15 protein-coding genes are annotated in these 20,684 nt (G+C 35.5%); 5 read left to right on the forward strand and 10 right to left on the reverse strand.

Features of this window, described 5'->3' with window-relative positions:
* The first annotated feature begins 115 nt into the window (after nt 1–115).
* Nucleotides 116–1,360 (forward strand): NAD(P)/FAD-dependent oxidoreductase, encoded by a 1,245-nt coding sequence (locus tag ACP6PL_RS09420; protein WP_426544860.1) that lies wholly within the window; start codon nt 116–118, stop codon nt 1,358–1,360.
* Nucleotides 1,361–1,447: 87 nt separating this feature from the next.
* Entirely contained in the window at nt 1,448–2,506 is a 1,059-nt protein-coding gene (gene mtnA, locus ACP6PL_RS09425; protein WP_426544862.1) for an S-methyl-5-thioribose-1-phosphate isomerase, read from the forward strand.
* Nucleotides 2,507–2,682: 176 nt separating this feature from the next.
* Here the strand turns inward: mtnA and ACP6PL_RS09430 are convergent, their stop codons facing one another.
* From ACP6PL_RS09430 to ACP6PL_RS09440, 3 genes are read right to left on the reverse strand one after another with little or no spacing between them, the layout of a single operon-like run.
* On the reverse strand, nt 2,683–4,209 hold the full coding sequence (locus ACP6PL_RS09430; RefSeq protein ID WP_426544864.1) for a glycosyltransferase family 39 protein: 1,527 nt from the start codon (nt 4,207–4,209) through the stop codon (nt 2,683–2,685).
* 51 nt (nt 4,210–4,260) lie between these two features.
* On the reverse strand, nt 4,261–5,784 hold the full coding sequence (locus tag ACP6PL_RS09435; protein ID WP_426544866.1) for a glycosyltransferase family 39 protein: 1,524 nt from the start codon (nt 5,782–5,784) through the stop codon (nt 4,261–4,263).
* 44 nt (nt 5,785–5,828) lie between these two features.
* Nucleotides 5,829–7,268: a rhamnogalacturonan lyase family protein gene (locus ACP6PL_RS09440; protein WP_426544868.1), complete on the reverse strand. Its 1,440-nt coding sequence runs from the start codon at nt 7,266–7,268 to the stop codon at nt 5,829–5,831.
* 59 nt (nt 7,269–7,327) lie between these two features.
* Between ACP6PL_RS09440 and ACP6PL_RS09445 the strand changes: the two genes are divergently transcribed.
* The gene (locus ACP6PL_RS09445; protein WP_426544972.1) at nt 7,328–8,749 is read left to right on the forward strand and encodes a flippase; all 1,422 of its coding nucleotides are present in this window, start codon (nt 7,328–7,330) and stop codon (nt 8,747–8,749) included.
* A 38-nt stretch (nt 8,750–8,787) separates the two neighbouring features.
* Here the strand turns inward: ACP6PL_RS09445 and ACP6PL_RS09450 are convergent, their stop codons facing one another.
* The 7 genes from ACP6PL_RS09450 to ACP6PL_RS09480 all read right to left on the reverse strand — a co-directional run bounded on the left by ACP6PL_RS09450 (nt 8,788) and on the right by ACP6PL_RS09480 (nt 16,665).
* Nucleotides 8,788–10,014: a glycosyltransferase family 4 protein gene (locus ACP6PL_RS09450; RefSeq protein ID WP_426544870.1), complete on the reverse strand. Its 1,227-nt coding sequence runs from the start codon at nt 10,012–10,014 to the stop codon at nt 8,788–8,790.
* Between the two features lie 50 nt (nt 10,015–10,064).
* Nucleotides 10,065–10,823: a DapH/DapD/GlmU-related protein gene (locus tag ACP6PL_RS09455; RefSeq protein WP_426544872.1), complete on the reverse strand. Its 759-nt coding sequence runs from the start codon at nt 10,821–10,823 to the stop codon at nt 10,065–10,067.
* A 31-nt stretch (nt 10,824–10,854) separates the two neighbouring features.
* The gene (locus ACP6PL_RS09460) at nt 10,855–11,844 is read right to left on the reverse strand and encodes an NAD-dependent epimerase/dehydratase family protein (protein WP_426544874.1); all 990 of its coding nucleotides are present in this window, start codon (nt 11,842–11,844) and stop codon (nt 10,855–10,857) included.
* 57 nt (nt 11,845–11,901) lie between these two features.
* A complete protein-coding gene (locus tag ACP6PL_RS09465; RefSeq protein ID WP_426544876.1) occupies nt 11,902–12,705 on the reverse strand; it encodes a hypothetical protein in 804 nt (267 codons plus the stop codon).
* 12 nt (nt 12,706–12,717) lie between these two features.
* Nucleotides 12,718–13,260, reverse strand: a complete 543-nt coding sequence (locus ACP6PL_RS09470) for a metal-dependent hydrolase (protein ID WP_426544878.1) — start codon at nt 13,258–13,260, stop codon at nt 12,718–12,720.
* A gap of 355 nt (nt 13,261–13,615) precedes the next feature.
* A complete protein-coding gene (locus ACP6PL_RS09475; protein ID WP_426544880.1) occupies nt 13,616–15,286 on the reverse strand; it encodes a glycerol-3-phosphate dehydrogenase/oxidase in 1,671 nt (556 codons plus the stop codon).
* 50 nt (nt 15,287–15,336) lie between these two features.
* Nucleotides 15,337–16,665, reverse strand: coding sequence for a glycosyltransferase family 4 protein (locus tag ACP6PL_RS09480; protein ID WP_426544882.1), 1,329 nt, complete (start codon nt 16,663–16,665; stop codon nt 15,337–15,339).
* Between the two features lie 1,623 nt (nt 16,666–18,288).
* Between ACP6PL_RS09480 and ltrA the strand changes: the two genes are divergently transcribed.
* Together ltrA and ACP6PL_RS09490 are read left to right on the forward strand one after the other, a co-directional pair.
* Complete coding sequence (gene ltrA / locus ACP6PL_RS09485; protein WP_426544884.1) at nt 18,289–19,920, forward strand: group II intron reverse transcriptase/maturase; 1,632 nt, start codon at nt 18,289–18,291, stop codon at nt 19,918–19,920.
* Nucleotides 19,921–19,932: 12 nt separating this feature from the next.
* Entirely contained in the window at nt 19,933–20,022 is a 90-nt protein-coding gene (locus tag ACP6PL_RS09490) for an HNH endonuclease (protein ID WP_426544974.1), read from the forward strand.
* Nucleotides 20,023–20,684: the final 662 nt, after the last annotated feature.

Consider the following 20,684-nt stretch of genomic DNA (forward strand, 5'->3'; position numbering starts at 1 on the left):
CTTGCGATCCTAAACAACTAGATATAAGTATTTTCAGAAATTCCAACACCGTGGTATAGTAGTGCGCTCTGGCGTATTTACAAATTATTTTCAGCAACGCCAAAAATCAAGCATTATGAACACTATCAATGATTTTAATATAGTAGTAATTGGAGCGGGTCCATCAGGCTGTCAATGTGCTAGAAGTTTAGCCAAATTAGGATACAAAATTTTACTGGTTGAACAACATGAAACATTTCAAAAAAATGACTTTTCTAGTGCAGCAACTCCCCAAGAAACTCTTGAGAAATTTAACTTGCCAGAAAAAGTAGTTGGTAGTTATTGGCAAAAAATTAGTATTGTTACAACTAACATTAATCATACCTGGGCATCCTCCAAAACTTTAGGAGTAGTTTTAAATTTTGCCAAACTCAGAGAATTTTTGGCAGGAGAAGTAGAAACTTATGGCGGTAAAGTTTGGATGGGTTATCGGTATACTAAACATTTTCAAGAAAATGGAAAAACTATTGTAGAAATAAGGCGTTTAGGTGGTGAAAAATTTACCGTTAGTACAGAAATTTTGGTTGATGCCACCGGGCCAGCAAGAGCAGTTATGTATGATAAAAAAAGCACTCAACCTCAGTTTATAACCGCTGCTGGAATTGAATATTTAATCGAAGTTGAACCCAGAGAATATGATAAATATGCTAATGATTTAATTTTTTTCTTAGGTCATAAATGGATGCCGAAAGGTTATTCTTGGATATTTCCTATGGAACCAGAAAAACAAAGACTAAAAATAGGTGTAGCAAGATTTAATTTAGAACATAAACAAATAGTAGAAACAAAATCAATTAGGTGGTATCTAGAACTCTTAATTCAAGATTACATGAAACTTGAAAAATATAAATTAATAGATACCCATGGTTCAACTGTGAAATATTCTGTAGGATTAAAAGATATTTATTATCAAGATAATGTTATTGCCATTGGTGATGCAGTATCTACTATTAATATGTTAGGTGGGGAAGGTATTAGACATGGTATGGAAAATGCAGAAATAGCTAGTAAATATATACAAAAATATCTAGATAAACGCTTATCTAGTTTTAGCCCTTATCAAAAAGAAATGCAGAGACGATATGCTATTAAATGGAATCTTTCTGAACAAATGGGTCGCAGAAGATATATGCAGGATAGTGATGAATCAATTGATAAAGGAGTGAAGTATTTAAAATCTTTGACAGTAGAAGATATGATGAATATTTTATTTGAATACAATTTTCAAAAGTTGTATAAAGGATTGGGTAAATATTTACAACGCAAGCTCAAATTAGGATGGCAACAAATTAACAATTTTTTTATGGCTAAATTCAGCTAAGTTTAGTAAATTTGGTTTAACTATTCAGGTATTAGCGCTCAACTTTGTAGCTCTTTTCTATAGAATTAGGAATTAGGGAAAAATATAATGTCTAAAATTACAGAAGTTAATCCGATTATTTGGGAAAATAACCGAGTTTTATTAATTGACCAAACTTGCTTACCAGGAGAATATAAAATTGTAGAAATTAACAGCTATGAAGAGATGGCACGAGCTATTAAAACAATGGTAGTTCGAGGAGCACCAGCCATTGGTATATCAGCAGCTTATGGAATGTATTTAGGAGCAAAAGAAATTTCCATAACTGATAGAAATGAGTTTTTAAAGCAGCTAGAAAAAATTGCTGTAATTTTACGAAAAACTCGCCCAACTGCTGTTAATTTATTTTGGGCAATTGAACGAATATTGAAAGTAGCAAATAAAACTAATGGATCTGTAGAAGAAATTCAAACAGCTTTATTAGAAACTGCTAAAAATATTCATGCAGAAGACTTACAAACTTGTAAAAATATAGGCGATCGCGGACTTGAAGTTTTACCAACTACTCCAGAAAAATTGCACATATTAACCCACTGTAATGCAGGTGCTTTAGCAACTGCTGGTTATGGTACAGCATTAGGTGTGATTCGTTCCGCATGGCGAGAAGGAAGGTTAGCCAAAGTCTACGCTGATGAAACCCGTCCCCGTCTCCAAGGAGCAAAACTTACTACTTGGGAATGTGTCCAAGAAAACATACCCGTCACCCTAATTAGTGATAATATGGCAGCCCATTGTATGAAACAAGGTTTAATTCATGCTGTAGTAGTGGGAGCTGACAGAATAGCAGCAAATGGAGATACTGCTAATAAAATTGGTACTTATAGTCTAGCTATTGTAGCCAAAGCACATAATATTCCCTTTTTTGTAGCTGCACCCCTATCAACTATAGACTTTAAATTATCTGATGGTAGTCAAATACCAATTGAAGAAAGGGATGCAAAGGAAATATATCAGGTGGGAAATACGCGCATTTGTCCAGAGGGAGTAGAATTTTATAACCCGGCATTTGATGTTACACCTGCAGAATTAATTGCAGGAATTATGACAGAATATGGTACAGTTGTGCCTGGAAAATTAGAACAGTTTCGGGCAACGCAGTTGGTTTAACACTACGCGGAAGTTAAAAGTTAAAAATATTAGACATCTCCAATAATCCAAAATAAAATCAATTATTCTACACAAATCATCAATTATTTCTCCCTACTCCCTACTCCCTGCTCCCTACTCCCTCTTTTCTGGAGATGTCTATTAGATTAGTAAGGCTTTTAGGCTTTTTTAACTGCTTAGTTATTTCCGCCATTCTGCACTAGGGGTGTCAGTAAGAAAAGCTCTACTGTACCTCTAGCAGAAATCTCATAAAGTTGTTCCACCTTAAACTCTTTTTCAATTCCAGACAGTAGAGTTACTGATGGATTAGCAGATACTAACAAAATACGCGATTGAGTTTTTGGCAAACTTTGCAACCAACTTTCTACAGCTTGAGGATCGTCTTCCGGTTGCTCTTGCCTAACCTCAATAGTTGCAGAACCCCTATAGTAATGATTCAGTGCCCTAGGAATAAGCTCACTGGCAGACCAAATAATAATATCCCCAGACTGCTCATTAGTTTGAATCAATTGGACAAGACCCCGCCAATCTTCTCGATCGTTCACAGCATAATAACGTTTCAACCCTCCAGCAACAGCAACAAAATATATCACAGCGATCGCCACCGCTGGAATTCGCCACCGACGCCAAACCATCATAAACCCTGCTGCCAAAAGGATAAAAATATAGGGAGCAGTAAACAGAAGGTAACGATCTACCCAGATAGAACGGGAAATTTGAGAAACCAAAAATATTGGAACTAAAGGTAAAAATCCCCAGGCAGCAGCCCAACCAAGTTTATGTAAATTTCGTTTTTCAAAAAAAGCTAAACCAATTAAGCTAGCTACTATTATTGAGTAAAGATTATAAAACCAGAAAATAGCTGCTGAATTTGCTCTACCAAACGGCCAAGCAGTAAAACGACCTGGTTGTAGTAGTACACTGATAATAGTGGGGACAGATTTTAAGTTAGCTTGTACATTTTCTACACCTGTTTCTATACCTGGGTCTACCGTTCCTCTAAATCCACCCATAAAATCAGCCGAACTAATAGCTACATTGATTAGCAGGGGAGACCATAATAGAATAATAACAATCAATCCAGCAGCAAAACTCAATAATACACGCTTTTGTTTACGAAACTTCCAACCGAATAAAACTATGTCCGGTAGTAATAATAGTAAATTTAGTCGTGTAGAACGAATAGCTAAGTATCGAGCGATCGCCCAAAAACCTATAGAAAACTTATTAGGAGATTCTAAAGCAGAAGTTAAAGCTAGAGTACCAAGCAACCCAAAAAAAGTGCTCACTCCATACATCCGCACTTCTTGAGCATGGTTAATAAACAAAGGTGAAATAGCAACAAATAGGGCAGAAATTAAACCTACAGGTTGACTTGCCAAACGACAACCAAGTCGATAAATTAAGAAAACGCTACCTAAAGTAAAAACAACGCATACCCCCCGCAGCCAACTATCGCTATAACCAAATACCATCCAACCTTTGACGAGAAGTTGATGGGTACGGCCTCCCCACAAAATATCAAAAATATCTTTTTTTGCTCGATCTACGCTGAGGAGTTCATCTTTCCACAGGCTTTCTGCACCGAGTTGGTGAAGATATAATCCAGTAGCTAATAATAGGATTAAAGTAATAGGAATTATCTGCCACAATAAATCTGATTTAGATTTATTTTTTGTTAAATCCCAAATTTTTTCTTTCATATTTATTCTCTCCTCCAGAGAATTTAGGGTAGTTACTCCTTGTAAGTTAGGTTACCGTTCATTGTTTTTTTCAATATTTGAATTAGGAGTTGCTAGAAACAGGTGCATTATATCATTGGTGTAGAAATCTAAATTATTAGTAAATTCCCAATGTTTTTCCAGTTGCAACTTAGTTCCAAAATAGTTTTGGAACGCCTGTTCATCAAAATCATTCCTGGAAAGTAACCAGATCCTTTCTATTGGTAACAGGTTAGCGATAAATTCCTCTACATATTTTTTCTCAGGCTTTAAAAACATTCTTCGGTTGACGTAAATAGGTGTAGTACCTTTATAGTAATAAGCTAGTGAAGTAGCAATTTTTTCCTCGTGAATACCTAGACCTTGATCTATAATTATTCGATCTCCTGATTTTTCCATAGTATTAATCACTTGTATAACATCACGCCAATTTTGATGGTCTGGAACTGTGTAGTAACGCACTAACCCATTACTGACACCAACTAAGTATATAATTGCTAGTACAATAGCTGCTGTACGTTGGCAACTCCAAAGTCTCAAAAAGCCAGCAGCAATAAGAATTATAAGGTAAGGACACAAAAATAATAAGTAACGATCTGTATTCCACAATCTAGGAGAAGAAACTAAAAATAATATAGTTCCAGGTATAAAAGCCCAAGCTGCAATCCAGATAAGTTTTCCTGAACGATGCTTTTTAATTAAGGAAAAGCTTAATAAAAAAACTAATATGAGGGTATAAAATCGGTAAAATAAACTAATTGCTTTTGATGGTGAATTGTATGGAAAGGCAGTAAAATTCTTGAACTTGCGTATTACTTCCCTAAAACTGGGATATGTTTGCTTGGCTACTTCTTGTTTAGCATCAATTGTCAATTGAAAAAACCATGCACTTGCGCTTGATAAAACTATTTCCCATACAGAAAATAACCATAAAATAATAACTAGCAACAGCCATTTTCCAAAATTTAATAATATATCACGTTGTTTGCGAAAGTTCAATCCAAATATGAGAATATCTGGTAGTAATAGAGTAATGTTTAGTGGAGCAGTTAGAAACATCAAAACTCGCGTGGCTGCCCACCAGGCCATTGAAGAGTTATTTGGGTTTTCTAGTGCATATACCAAAGCTAGGGAACCAGCAATAGCCAAGCAAGTCGATAGTGAGTACATACGAACCATTTGGGCATGATTGATGAAAAGTGGAGACACTGTTAACAACAAAGCTGCTATCAGACCTGTTAGCTCTCCACTTACACGACGACCAAGTTGGTATGTTAAAAATACTGTACCTAATCCAAATACAACAGATAAACTTCGTAACCAGCTAGCACTCATGCCAAATAACATCCAAATTCTTAGGAGTATATAATAAACTGGACGTACAAACCCAGGGTTAGGAAATATGCGTTTGGCATCATTAATACTATAAAGTTCATCAATCCACATACTTTCTGTGCCAATCTCATAGAGATATAATCCTGTAGCTAATAATAGAATTAAAGCGATCGGTAGCCATTGTCGCAAGTCTAATTTTTGTTTATAAGCAGTTTCATTCATATTAATCTCCAATAATTAACTTTAATCTCCAATAATTAACTGACTTACGGACTATAATAATTCCAGGTCATTTTACTACGACGGTAGTGATTTTGAAGCCATAAGCGCGAACGATTCAAATTAGGATTTGACTCGGCATTACTGTAGATATGCAGTTTATTTCCATTAAGTACAATCAACTCCTCTCGCCAGTCTCCAGAAACATCAGCTACATAGAGACGATTGGCTTTTTCTTTGAACTTGTGGATAAATTCCCCAGTCAAAGGATCGAAAATTGCTACATCTCCTGATTCATGACGTTCTTTGGCAGCAGCTAACTGTTTAGTCTCCCCCGTCCAATCAACCGTAAATATTACTTCTACTCCTTTTGTTGTCCAACCTCTAGGAGCAACATCATCCATTTCATAGTTGGCAATGAGCTGACCTTGGGCATCAAACACGAAAGGTTTCTGGTGTTCGTTATAACGACTGCGACACCATATTTCCAATCCTGGTCGATTGACATCAAAGTCCCCAATCGCAGCATTTTGAGGTTCTTGCTTTTTGTAGTGAGTTTCCCAGATTAGGCGATCGCTATTCAATAGAAAAACTCGATTATCACCACGTTCTTCCAAAGCTACTACCTCTAATCCAGGAATATCTGGACGCACATCAGCAACAAAGATGGCATCAACATGAGTTTTGCGTTTGAGAGGAATTTTAACCAGTATCTCTCCATCTGGTGAAATCAGGGTACCACCCAAAACTTCATCTTTGCCGTCTCCATTTAAGTCTGCCACTCGTGCCCCATTATGAGCATTGGCTACAAAATCATCTCTCGTCCATAAGGGTTGTGGGTCTTCTTTTTTCAGCAAATCATCTATTGCATAGGCAGCTAAAAAGCGTCCCATGCGATATCCTTCTGAGTTGGTAGTCTGTAGTAATAAATCCCTATCACCTTGGCCACGAAAATTAGTAATTACTAGGTGTTCCCACCTTTCTGTTCCTTCTGGTGAATTCAGGATAATAGTTTTCTTGGTTTTTCCGCTTTCGCCATCAACAATATGAAGAGCATTATCTTTAGTCAAAAATAATACTTCTGTTTTGCTATCTCCATCTACATCAGCTGCTTGAATTCCCGGCCCTTGCCATCCTGGTAATCCATACTCCTCTGATTTTTTGGTAACTTGAATATCAATTTGTTTTGCCCAAAGTTTTTCCCCATTTCCCTGATAAATCACAATGTGACCGGGTTTAGTAACAATAAAATCCTTATAGCCATCATTATTGACATCTGCTGTGATTAACCCACCTATTCCCCCATCTTCTACAGGTAAATCTAATTCTATAATTTGAGGTTTAATAGACGAATAGGGTAAACTAACACCCTTTTGATTTAATTGAGCTACACTTACCCAAGCTAGTCCAATTAAACATAGTAAAAATAATGGTACTTTATAGTTTAAATATTTTATTTTTATTTTGTGAAATGATGAAGTTAGCATTTTTCTATGATGCTCGATATATTGACAATATATTATATAAAAAATTATAGTTGACTAATATGAGAAATTTTCTGGCACGTCTAGATTTATCATACTTATATGCGTTTCTTGGTGAGCTAACTCTTGGTCTGACTTTTCTACTGTACATTGTTTTAGCTAGGGTTCTAGGGCCTGAAAAATATGGAATTTTTGCATCTGCGGTTGCTTTAGCAGGCATTATGTCTCTGTTCATGCAGTTTGGACTACCACCACTACTTAATCGAGAAGTAGCTGCTAATCCAGAAGAAGGCTCTAAATCAACTATCAAGTTTCTATTGTTGGAACTTCTTAATACATTACCAGTCCTCATAATTTTGCTCCCTATCGCCCACCTCATGGGTTTCAAGGGAGAAGAACTGATTGTTTGCTACCTCGCGATCTTTGCAGAATTTTGTCGTGGGATTAAAATGACTCAACGTAGTGTCCTCAAAGGTATGGGGTGGTTTAGAACTGAAACAATTTCTGTCGCTATTGAAAGATGTGCTGTAGTTTTGTGTACTTTAGCAGTCTTATTCTTGACTAAGAGTTTGGTATGGGTAGTGACAACTTTGGTGGTTGTTCGGCTATTGGAGAATTTAGGGCTACTATACTACTTGAGTCGGAAAGTAACTGTATGGTCTCCTTTCAATTTTAGTAACCTAATAGAATCTTTGAAAATAGCTTATCCATTTGCATTATTTGGAGTGCTTTGGGTAATTTATTATCAGATCGATCTAGTCATGCTTAAGGCGATCGCTCCTACAGGAGAGGCTGGTTTCTATGGTGCGGCTTACAAGATCATGGAGATTTTATCAGCCTTGCCACGAGTTATTTTCTATGTGGCTTTTACTAGATTTGCTCGAACCTACGCAGCAGATCCTGATCGACTTGGATGGCAAATATACAAAGCCACTCGTATCCTTGTATCCTTAGTAATACCAGTACTCTTGGTTGCTGGATTTCTTCAAACTACCTTGGTACAGATTCTTTATGGTGATGATTATTTTAATTCTATCCAATGCCTGGGAATTTTACTTCCTAACGTTATTGTTGCCAGCTTTGGAGAATTTACGCGATATATTCTAGTAGCCATGGAAAAAGAAAAGAGTCTACCTCCTATTTTACTTGGTGCAGTGATTTCTAATATAGCGATTAATGCCATACTCATTCCAATGTTGGGAGCTGTTGGTGCAGCAATAGCTACTTTATTGAGTGAATTTGTATTAGTTATGATTGCTCTAACAGTTATTATTCGGATAGGGTATAGTCAAGTAGGAAGTACCATTCGCCTTATTGTAGTTATTAGCTTACTGGCAACAGCTATGCCATCTTTGATATTATATGGCTTGAAATCATCAATTAGCATTTGTATAGTGGTTACTTGTCTTTTAGGATTAGTTATGCTAGTACGACGCGATCGCTTTATAGAAAATGTGGAAAAGCCTAGTAACAGTGAAGATTAGAAAAACTAGCGCTCCCTAGATTTGTGAGCGCTAATGTATTAATTCACTAAATCCTCTAAATCCTGATAAATTTCACCTAATCGCTGTACTGAATTCGATATATCATAATTCTGGCAAACTTCCCAAGCTTTTTCGCCCATACTGTGAGCTAACTGGGGATTTAGTAATATGTGAATGAGCCTTTTTGCTAACATATCAACATTTTTACAAGGTACAATATGGCCAGTTTCTCCTTCCAGTATAGCTTCTCCCATCAATCCTACAGGAGTTCCAACTACTGGTTTGTGCAAGTTCATTGCTTCAAATAATGTTATCGGCCCTCCCTCGTGAAGTGAGGGTATAGCCACTACATCTGCTAAACCAAGCAAAACAGGTATATTTTCACGGAATCCAGTGAATATCAATCTATCTGAAATTTTTTCCTTCTCTGAGAAAGATTTAAGCATAGGCATATCTGGCCCATCACCAACTATTAAAAAGCGAGTTTTAGGCAACTCTTTAAGAATTAAAATAGCTGCTTTTAAAAGATAAATTAGACCTTTTTGTTCATCCAGACGACCTACATAAAAAACTACTTGCTCATCAGCAGCAATACCCAGAGATTCACGTTCTCGATCAACCTCACTTTGGTTTGGTAATTGAAATTCAGCAAGTGGGATACCGTAAAAAAAAGTTTCTAAAATTTCTGGTCTGATTTTACGCTGATTGACCATAAATTCTCGTACAGGAGGGGATATGGCAATTGCCTTTGTTGTTAAAGAGGATAAGATAGTATCAGCAACAGTTTGATAGAAAGGTTGGTTTTGAACAACAACGTGTTCGTGTACTATATTAGGAACCCCAGTTAACTTACTTGCCAAACGACCAAAGTTTGTTGCACCATAGCCATGTAAGTGTAAAATATCAGGTTCTTCTTGTTTAATCAGTGTCAATAAACTTGTTAAAGTTGTTGGATCGAATTTTCCCTTATCTAGAAAAAAGATAGGTATTCCCTTTTCTTCAAAAATTTTACCAATTTCTTCAGGAGAACGAAGACTGCAAATACAAAACTGAAAATGCTGAGGATCGAAACGAGGAAGCCACCTTTCAATTGCTCTAGTTACTCCATGAATTCCTGAGCCAGATACACTTAGTTTATCAATTATATGCATAACCAGGATCGGTTTTTGTATATGTTGATGATTATCTTTGTTTGTTGCCTGTGTAGTAGTGACTGAGTTAAAAGTAGTCTGGTTTCCTAAATTTTCTGTTGCTTCTGTTGTCATAACTATTATGCTCCCATAATTTAGTTTAGTGTATTGATTACTTTGGCTAATTAATTTTCTTGGTTGCGAGTTTTTACTACTTTGGCGGGTACTCCAACAGCAATAGCATAATCTGGAATATCTTTAGTTACTACAGCTCCTGCTCCAATAATACTATCGCGACCTATTTTTACTCCATCTAATACTTTTACGGATGCTCCAATCCAACAATTATCTTCAATTGTAATTCCTTTAACGATCTGACCTTGAGCAATGATTGGAATATCAGTTCTTTCTGTTTCGTGATCTCCGCCACCAATTACATAAGAATAAGCAGCAAAAAGAACATTTTTACCAATGTTTACTTCTTTGGCAGATTGAATAAAGCAATTCATCGCAATATTACTATTTTCTCCAATGGTAATATTGCCATTTTTACAACTAATTACACTAGATCTACCAATCATTACATTATCGCCAATAATAATTCGGTTATTATCAGCTCCTTTCCCATCTAATACTGCATAATCATCAATTATGACGTTATCACCTATATATATTTTATCGGGATGTCGAATTGTGATAGATTTCCCAAAAATAACATTACGACCAACTTTAGCAAATAATGATTTATAGAATTTTTTTCTTAAAACTAAACCTATTGCTCCAGGCAAAGCTCCAATCAGCGTTACTAAAAGTTCATATTTGATTAATTTAGAAATACTATAGGAGCCAATTGTTATATCCTGATATTTTTGTAAAGCTGTCTGTTTTTCATCAGTTAATTTTGCCTGAAGTTCTGTTTTTTCAAACTCATCACTTATAGCCATAGTAGTTGCATTAAATTTCAGTAGTTGATATTTATAACCATCCTTCTTTTTGATACCAATCTCTGGTTTTTTGAATCCCTTCTTTAATTGAATATTGGGGTTCAAATCCTAAAACTTGTTTGGCTTTGTCAATAGAAAATGCCCGATTATTTTGGAAAAAACTTACTCTTCTTCTATGTAGAGGTGGTTCAATATTTAGAGGAACACAAACCTTTTCACAAAGTGTTGCTAAACTCAAAACTGGACCTAAAGGAACTCTAATATTTGGAGGCTTAACTCCTAATTCTGCTGCAATTAATTGACATAATTCATTCAGAGTTAAATATCCTTCTCCACCAAAAATAAATACTTCTCCTATAGCTTTTTGATTGTTCAGACAAAGTAAAAATCCTCGGACTACATCATCTATATAAGAAGGATGAAATAGTACCTCTCCATCTCCCACTATTACAAACCGACCTTTTTGGATCATCTTGAATAATTTCAACATTCGGCGATCGCCAGGACCAAATAATGATATGGGACGAATGACAGTAATTGGTAGACCTGTTTCTCGATAAAATTCCCACACCCGTTTTTCAGCAATTAATTTTGTTTCTTGATAAAGATCTGTGGGATTAAAAGGAGTCTCTTCATTAGCTGGTATTTCTAGTACAGTTCCATGAACTCCAATAGTGCTACAATGAATCAGATGTTTAACGTTATGCTTTTTCGCAGCTTCTAAGACGTTATTTGTGCCTTCTACATTTACTGCATGAGCTTCTTTGTCATCCGATCCACCTTTGCGAAAATTTGAAACTACATGGATGACGTTATCTACACCTTCGACTGCTTTTTCTACAGCTTTTGCATCTCTGATATCTCCCCAAGTTACATCATATTCCTCAGAACTATTGTTATTAGGAATTCCTGTTGCAGGAGGACGAGCAAAAATTCGGACATTGTTTCCTGCTGCAGATAATTGAGAAACTATATGACTTCCCAGGAAACCTTTACCACCTGTTACTAATACTGTACTCATTAGCCAACTAAATTAAATTTTTAATGATATTAAATGATATTTATAGGTTTATACTGCTTATGCACTTAATCGTAAAGCCAACTGGTTACGAATAAATCGAAATGGTGTTTCCAGGGAACCATAGGGTTGAACTGAAGTAGTAGGATTTAATAGAATCTCCTTCATGCTTTTTCCTGGTTCAGTCCCATCAAATTCACCCTCTGCTATAAATCCAAAACTTCCTGGTTTGGTATATTCAGATTTTAAGGGTAGAGGGTCTGTTCCTGGTAGAACTTTCCATCCCTTTTGTTCAGCTAGTTGAAAATAAGATGGTCTTGACCAAAAATTCGGACGACCACTATTATCACCGAGATATACCATAGAAAGGGTATCTGAGTTTAATAACTTTTGTAAAATCTTACCTCTTTTACCTATCCATTTTCCTACTGCCCAAGGTAATACGGGTATACCATTTTTTGATACTATATTTTGGATGGTAGTTTCTACAGGTAGACTATCTGCAAATTCACTATCTGAAATTAGGGCTAAAACTTCTAATTTTTCTGCTGTTACAATTTGCCGACCAGCAATGATAAAAATTTTTTGATTATCGTTATTAGTGGCAGAAATTGATATTGATTCCTGGGTTGGAGTTAATTTCCAGTTATTAATTTGCTGATAATTTTGAGCAGATTCTAATAATTTACTAAATTCAAAATCGCCGAGCATTTCTGTTAAAAATATCAAAAAAACCAAGTTATCAATATCAGTTTTTGTTTGAGATATTTTTTGAAAATTTGTTAGAGATGCGTTTAATAGTTGATCAAGTTCAAAACATTTATGAATATGAACGTGAGCATCTGCAATAATTTTTTGATTCATTTTTACTTAGATTTATTCAGAGAATTTTCTAGAGCGATAATTTTTCCACAGCCATAAACCAGTTAAGACTAATATTGAGTAACATGATTCCCAAATAATAAATACTAAATGACTTGGGTGAAATAATCCTTTGGAGTGATGAACTGATGGAAAAAGAGGTATTACTGATTTAAAATATGTATTTGTAAACGGTGATAAAAGTTGTAAACCATCACCACTTGTTGCAGTGAAAAAATCTAGCACTAAATGAGAAGTATAGATAACTAAAGTAAATAAAAATAGTTGTTTAAAGGAAGATTTGTGGAAATAACTAATTAGCCCGCTAATTATGAAACTAAAAACAATGGCAAAAACAAAAGTGTGAGTTATGCCTCGATGAAATCTTTCGCCTGTGATTAACTGAGGTAGAAAATCAAAGTCAGCGAAAATGGCAACAAAAACAGGATAAAAATTTTCCCAGTTCCACCAACGAGAGGGATAATATTTTGCTAATCCTTGGGGTATAAATTTAGATAGTAAATATCCAGAAACTGAGTGAGCTATTGGAGATGGCATAGTTAAACAATTAATAATTAACAATTAATAATTAATAATTACTTCTCCCGATGGAGAAGAGGATTAGCGAAAAGGAATTTTTGTCTTTATTTCTCCATATATGGAGAGGTTTTGTACATTAAATTTTAGGTAAAATTTGTTGATATAAAGGAAAAGTATTAAGTTAAGCATTCAGCTATTATATTAAGTATCATTAATTAGCATAATAAATCAGCCCACCTTTAGTCATCTTTAGATGACTTCTACTGTCAGCCAAGAAATTTATTTCTTGGTGGATGAATAGGTAAATAATTTTGTTTAAGTACTTAACTAAAATAACTTGAATAAAACCAAATTAGATATTTCCTGATATTTCCTAGACGGGAACTTTGACTTGGGAAAATCCAAAAATATTGTTTATTTCTTGCAATTCTTGTTGTAATTTTTCCGAATTCCAACTTAACTCTTTGCTCATAACTTCAGCAGAGAATTGAATAATTTCATCGCCTGGATACCCAACACTACCTAATTCTGTCCGGCGCAATATTACATCACTTAATTTATGAGCCATTTCTTGATGGATAGCATGGAGAATTTCAGCTTTAATAACTGCTAGTTTACTCTCAGGACTATCCAAATAATTAATAACTTCTGGATAAGCAGAGCCATAGTTATAAACTAAGCGACGAATAGTTGATTCTGTTAAACCTTTTGATTTGTTTTCAACAATAGCATTTTGTAAAAAAGCGTTAAAGTTTTCTATTTCTCCACCATATATAGGTATAACTGATGAAACTGACTTAGGAGATTTTTTTCCTAATGATTTGAATAGATAATTAACTACTTTTTCAGCTACGTCTCTGGCAGTGGTATATTTCACTCCTACTACTGAAATTAAACCTAATAATCCAGTTTGGGAATGATCGAAAATTTGATAATGTTTGGCTAAGACTGGTTCGCCATTTTTAGGATTAACATTAGTTGTTGGTAGTATCCCCCCATGTACAAATGAAATTTCTTCCCGTTTTAATTTGGCTCCTGGATATGCTTGGTTAATAGCAGTAATAAATTGATTTATCTCATCTTCTGTGATTTGAAAATTATCTGGGTCTTGACTATAAACTGCATATTCTGTACCAATCATAGAGCGCCCACGCCAAGGAGCAATAAAAAAGAAACGACTACCTTTGTTAATTACTGTATTTGGATCGACAGAACTATTTTTACTGGAAATACCCACCGCATATTTTTCAAATAATGGGCGAGTAGTAACTAAATTCATTGCTTTAGCTAGACCAAAAGGTGATCGCTCCTTTTGGTTGACCATACCTAGAATTTTATTTAGCCAAGCTCCACAGGTATTGATAACTGTTTGACCGCGGATATCTAATTTATTTCCAGTAAGTCTGTCTGTTGCTGTTACTCCAATAATGCGATTATCATTTTGGATAAACCCATTAACTTCAACGTAGTTTGCTAAACTTGCCCCCTTTTGATAAGCAGAGCGTAAAAATGAAATGTTCAGTCTTTCTGAATTATAAACTTGAGCATCATAGAATATAGCTCCTCCAGTTAAACCTTGAGTCGGAATATCAGGCAGTAACTCTAGACATTTTTGCTTGGAAATAACACGACCATTAGGAATATGTTTTTGGTTGTCTGGGACTCTATTGCGATCGCAGCTCACCAAATCATTAATTGCTAATGCTACAGATAAAACTTCTTTTCCTTTCAACCCATGTCCGTATGTAGGAACCAAAACTGGTAGTGGATGAATCAGATGGGGTGCTATTCTCATCAAAGCTGTGCGTTCGTGAATTGACTCTCGCATCCGCTTGAAGTCAGCATTCTGTAGATACCTCAATCCTCCGTGAATAGTCTTTAAACTATTAGCAGAAGTGGCAGCACCAAAATCTCCTTTTTCTACAAGAGCGACAGAGAAACCACGAAGACTTGCTTCCCAAGCGAGGGTAGCTCCATAAATTCCCCCACCCACCACAACTAAATCGTGAACCTTGTTTGTTAGTTTAGTTAAATTTCTTTCCATAACATCTCAATTTAGGATTATAAAGAATATAACTCTACTAACTAAGATACTTAATAATCTGACTCTTGTACAAGTATTTGTTCCGAACCAACATTTTCATTTCTATTGAAGTTAAGTTTTAGTTTCAGTTCATTGTAAAGACTACCCAACTTTTCACAAAATGCTGCATAACTATGATTTTTCTGAACCATAATTTTACCTGTTGTACCTAATTTTAATCTTAAGTTAGGGTCTTCAACTAGAGAAACTATTCCTTTTGAAAATGCTTTAGGAGTAGGATGAGATAACATTGCTGTTTTGTTACCTAATACCTGAGTATGAGTTGGTAAATTAGTTGCTAATACAGCTTTGCCACTATCTAGATAAGAATATATTTTCATGGGTGTATTCTTACCTTTAGTCCGAGGAGATACTAAAACATCAGCTTGAGCAAGATAGTTTCCTAATTCGCTAGCAGGCTTTTGTCCAAGAAAATGTACTTTTTCTTGAATGCCTAATTTCTTGGATTTGTTTTGATAGTTTTTAATATCTTCGGGATTTCCTCCCACTATGACTAAATCAACTTCTTTTGTTTGTTTTAGTGCTAAAGCAAAACTATCGAGCAGTAAATCTATGCCTTGATATTGTTCTAAATTTCCCACATACATTAGCATTGTATTGCTAATTTTCAGTTCTCTTCTGAGATTCTGCTGATTTGAAACTTGTTTTTCATTTAACAGAGAAACATCTGGCAATAGTACAACTTTTTTGGGGCGATATTTATAAACAGTATTAGCTAAAGCTTGACAAACTGGAACTACAACTTCTGAATTTTTTACTGCTTGTTTTTCAAACCACCTCAATATGGAGCCAAAACGGGAAAGGAAAGGATATTTTTCCTCCATTTGTTGGGCTAATGAAGAATCCATATCGTAAATATAGGGAATTTTTAAAGTAAATTTCAGTAGTAGTGCAATAAATACTGATTCCTCTACAGCATGAACTAAATCATAGCGTTTTTTAGCAATTAGCTTAATTACTTTCACGAACATTAAAATGTCATAGACTATTTTTTTCCAAGAAAATCCCGGACGAATATTCCGAACAAATGGTACTTTGATTGTACGGAAAATATTAGTATTGTTAAACTCAATATTTTGCCCTTCTCCATAAGTTACTACATCAACTTTTTCACCATTTTCTGATAAATATTTCAAGACAAGTTTATCAGCAATAGGTGAACCTCTATCTTCATAAAAAGGATGAGGAATTAAAAATAAAATATCTAAAGGAGAATTATAACTCTTACTTTCATAATTGATAATTTCCTCATTTATCTTTTTCTGTTGAGCAAAAACTTGAGGTAGGGTGCGATCAGTTAAACTAGAAGATTTCAGCATCGTTTATAAACTCCTGCACAAAATTTATATTATTTATTACAATTTTCTATCTGAGGAAAATTGCATATAAGAAAGTAAATCGACTTGCATCAACGAAAGCTAGAAAAATATAATCATAAATCAGTTTTTTTAGTCTGCATGAGTTACGCAACCCATGAGTTCTATACACTACATATATCAGATTTATAGTTTTTATTAAGTATATTATAGTGTCTTGGTGTAAGTCCTAGTAGGGTTAAATAAGTAGTAAATATGTTTACTTATCCTTGCTATTTTTTACAGTTGTATAAATTTCTAGTTTCTTACTTATGTTTCAACTTATTCAATGCTACCAAATAACTTCAGTATTTCCGCGTGATTTCAGGTAACTTCATCAAATCTTTAAAAATATTTGCCTAAAAACCCCATTGTCTTCATCGAAACTTCATAATTCTCCTCGTGGACTTGAGGATACATAATTAAAAATACTAGTTATGTTAATTAATTATATTTAAAACTTATGAATTTGATGTGAAGTAATATTAATCTGGCCTAGATACTTCTGCTTATTGAGAAAATGATTTATATGTAGCAGCCTATACCTAACACTAGTTAGGTTAAGCACAAGTGAATTGCACCTAACAATTTCATCACTTTTAATTGACCAAGGCGACAATTTTAGTATTTAAATGCTAAGTTCAGATCTATCTGTCTGTACCAAACTTTCCAAAAGTATCATTTTTTTAAGTCAAAAGTTAAAAGTCAAAAATAAGAAAAATCTATGATTTTCTAGAAAGTTAATTTTTATTGTGCAATAATAATAAGTTGCTTTACTCTTGATATTTAGCTCAACTTTAGAATAATTTTATGGATAAATTTCGGGTAGAAGTTATTGCTAAAACACCAAATCCTCAACAGGTAATTTATGCTGCTTTGCATCAAGATGTGCGGTTCGTTTGAGGTGTAATGACCTCAGCACCTTCCTTCTAGTAAAAGGCGGGTCAATAGGGAAGGGTTAAACCCGATACCGAGACAACTCATTTCCCGTAAGGGTGAGTCAAATCACGACCAGAGCCACATGGTCAATAAACATCGGTTCATGGCAATATTTAACAAAAGTTAATATAAATAAGTTAAATAAATATAAAGATTTGACAAGTCCCTTCTCGAAAGTACCTCGATGACAGCATATACCCCAAGGTTAAGCAGGTAGCGACTACTGACATTGAAGCGGGTATAAAAGCGAATAAATAACAAAACCTAACTGTTGTTTTTTTTGCAAGCATTCAGTCATGGGCAACGAAAGTGAACTTCTATATTTGTCGTGAGCATTAAGTTGCGAAATTAGGTTGATACGCAGCGGTCAAAAAAGGACCAAAGGTTAAGGGATAAATACGAGTCTTGGTATTTATCGGTACCCCAAAATAACCTCGGTGAAAAGGAAGGCCCTAAAACTGATACCCACGGGAAAGGGGAACGAATTAAATCTAAGGAGAGGCTCTCAAATGGTCGAATCTTTGAGTAGTAGCTAGCGCAAGCCACCTTAGATGGGATTGAATCCGAAGCAAAAGCCAGTTTGTAATGAATTGGATATGCCCACAGATTCACGATTTAGGAATTATATGTTCTTGAATAGGAGTAAATATGTCTAGAACAGAGATAAAATCAACGTTGGAATGGAAAGATATCGACTGGAAAGCAGCCGAACAAAACGTCTTCAAGCTCCAAAAACGAATCTATAAAGCTTCTAAAAGTGGAAATGTGAGGTTAGTCCGTAAATTACAAAAACTGCTTGTCAAAGCCTGGTCTGCTAGACTAATTGCAGTCAGGAGAGTCACACAGGATAATAAAGGGAAGAACACAGCAGGGATAGATGGAGTAAAATCCCTTCGTCCTTCAGAAAGACTAGAATTAGCTCAAAAACTAAAACTGAGTCATAAAAGTTCACCAACTAGAAGAGTTTGGATACCCAAACCTGGAAAGAAGGAAAAAAGACCTTTAGGAATCCCAACCCTGGAGGAACGAGCCAAACAAGCGTTGCTCAAACAGGCTTTAGAGCCTGAATGGGAAGCAAAGTTTGAGCCTAACTCCTATGGATTTAGACCAGGAAGAAGCACACATGATGCAATATCAGCCATTAGGAAACAAATACAGTTTAAACCAAAATTTGTATTGGATGCTGATATATCTAAATGTTTTGACAAGATAGACCACAATCGATTATTAGATAAAATCGACACATTCCCCAATTTTAGGAGACAAATAAAAGCTTGGTTAAAATCCGGAGTGATTAATGATGGCTTTCTGGAAAAAACCGAGACTGGGACTCCTCAAGGAGGTGTAGTATCACCATTGCTGGCTAATATTGCACTACATGGAATGGAAAAAATACTAGAGAAACATTTTCCTGGTAGAAAAGACGGTAGCATCCGTAATAGTGAAAGAATTTACGGAGAAAGAGTATCAATACCTAAATTAATTAGGTATGCAGATGATTTTGTAATCATCAATGAAAAACTAGCCGTAGTCGAAGAATGTACCGAAATAATCAAAGCATGGTTAGGAGATTTGGGATTAGAAATCCAGCCCGTTAAAACCAGAACAGTTCACACACTTGAACAACATCAAGGGCAAGAACCCGGATTTAACTTTTTAGGATGTAATATCCGACAATATAAAGAAGGAAAACATACATCCAAGAAGATTAAATCAAGATTCGGGGAAAGACTAAAACCGTACTCCACAATCGTCAAACCATCTCAAGAGAGCATCAAAAATCACTACGAAAAAATCGCCACTGTAATTCATAAACACCGAGCAAATTCTCAAGAAGCGTTAATCAAAGAACTAACACCGATTATCAGAGGATGGTGCAACTACTACACATACCACAACTCAAAAGAAGCCTTCAGTAAATTAGATTACTTAATCTATGAAAGGTTATGGAGATGGGCGTGTAGAAGAAGTAGAATGAAGAAAACAGCGGGTTGGATAGCGGACAAATACTGGCTCACTATAGGTAAAACGAAATGGAATTTTGCCTATAAGTCAAAAAAAGGAGTAATTAAACTTCCTCATTACCGCGAAACACAGGCGAGTAAAACGTATGTGAAAGTTAAGGGAGATGCTTCCCCCTACAACGGTGACGATAATTATTGGTTACAGAGACTGGGAGATAAATATAAAATCCTAGACCCTCAAAAAGCCAGAATTATCAAAAGACAAGCGGGAAAATGTACCGAATGCGGGCTAAACTTCAAAACTGGAGATATCTAGGAAAAACACCACATTCAGCACAAAGCTAAAGGTGGGGACAATTCCGATAAAAATCTAGAAGTACTACATTTACACTGCCATGACAAAAGACATGGCACTTAGAAGTTGCTGCAAGCAAAGGCAGCAGTCCTAAATTGAGGAGCCGAATGAGGTGAAAGTCTCACGTTCGGTTCTGAAGCCGAGTATATAGGGTAACTTATATGCTTAGGGTAACTATAGTGAAGGATTTGTATTTGATGAACAAGATAATTTGCCTTCAGAAACAAAATGCGGGGAAATTATTGTTAAGCGACTTTTAGCAGGCGATCGCGGCCATTATGGATGCGTGCGACTCGTTGGCCACTAAACTAGGAAACTAGGTATAAATGGCCGTTCCAAGTCAATACAGGAGGACAACCTCGACTTGTGAATAACTCTTATTGCCTTGATGGTGAAATTCCATCCGCCTTGTTGCTAGGTTGACAGCATAGACCACACGGTAGCGACTGAACATCAATCCGTGAAGCTGGTTTAAAAGCGGAACAATACCAGTTACCAGGAACGATACCGCAAGCAAAGGCTGACAAGTGGACGAACAGGAAGGTAATTAAACTCTCGTCAAGTGCGAACAATCCCAAAGGTAGCTATGGGATGTAGGACAAAAGTCAGAGGGTCTATGGATAATCTCTGCATCCACGATTATCAGCAATCATATCGAACCCTCCGGGAGAATTTACCCCACTAAATCAGCCGCAATAAAGGAATAAGGGAACGAGGAAACCTCT

Origin of the sequence: Dapis purpurea BLCC-M126, assembly GCF_050015975.1 — a bacterium.
Lineage (GTDB): Bacteria > Cyanobacteriota > Cyanobacteriia > Cyanobacteriales > Microcoleaceae > Trichodesmium.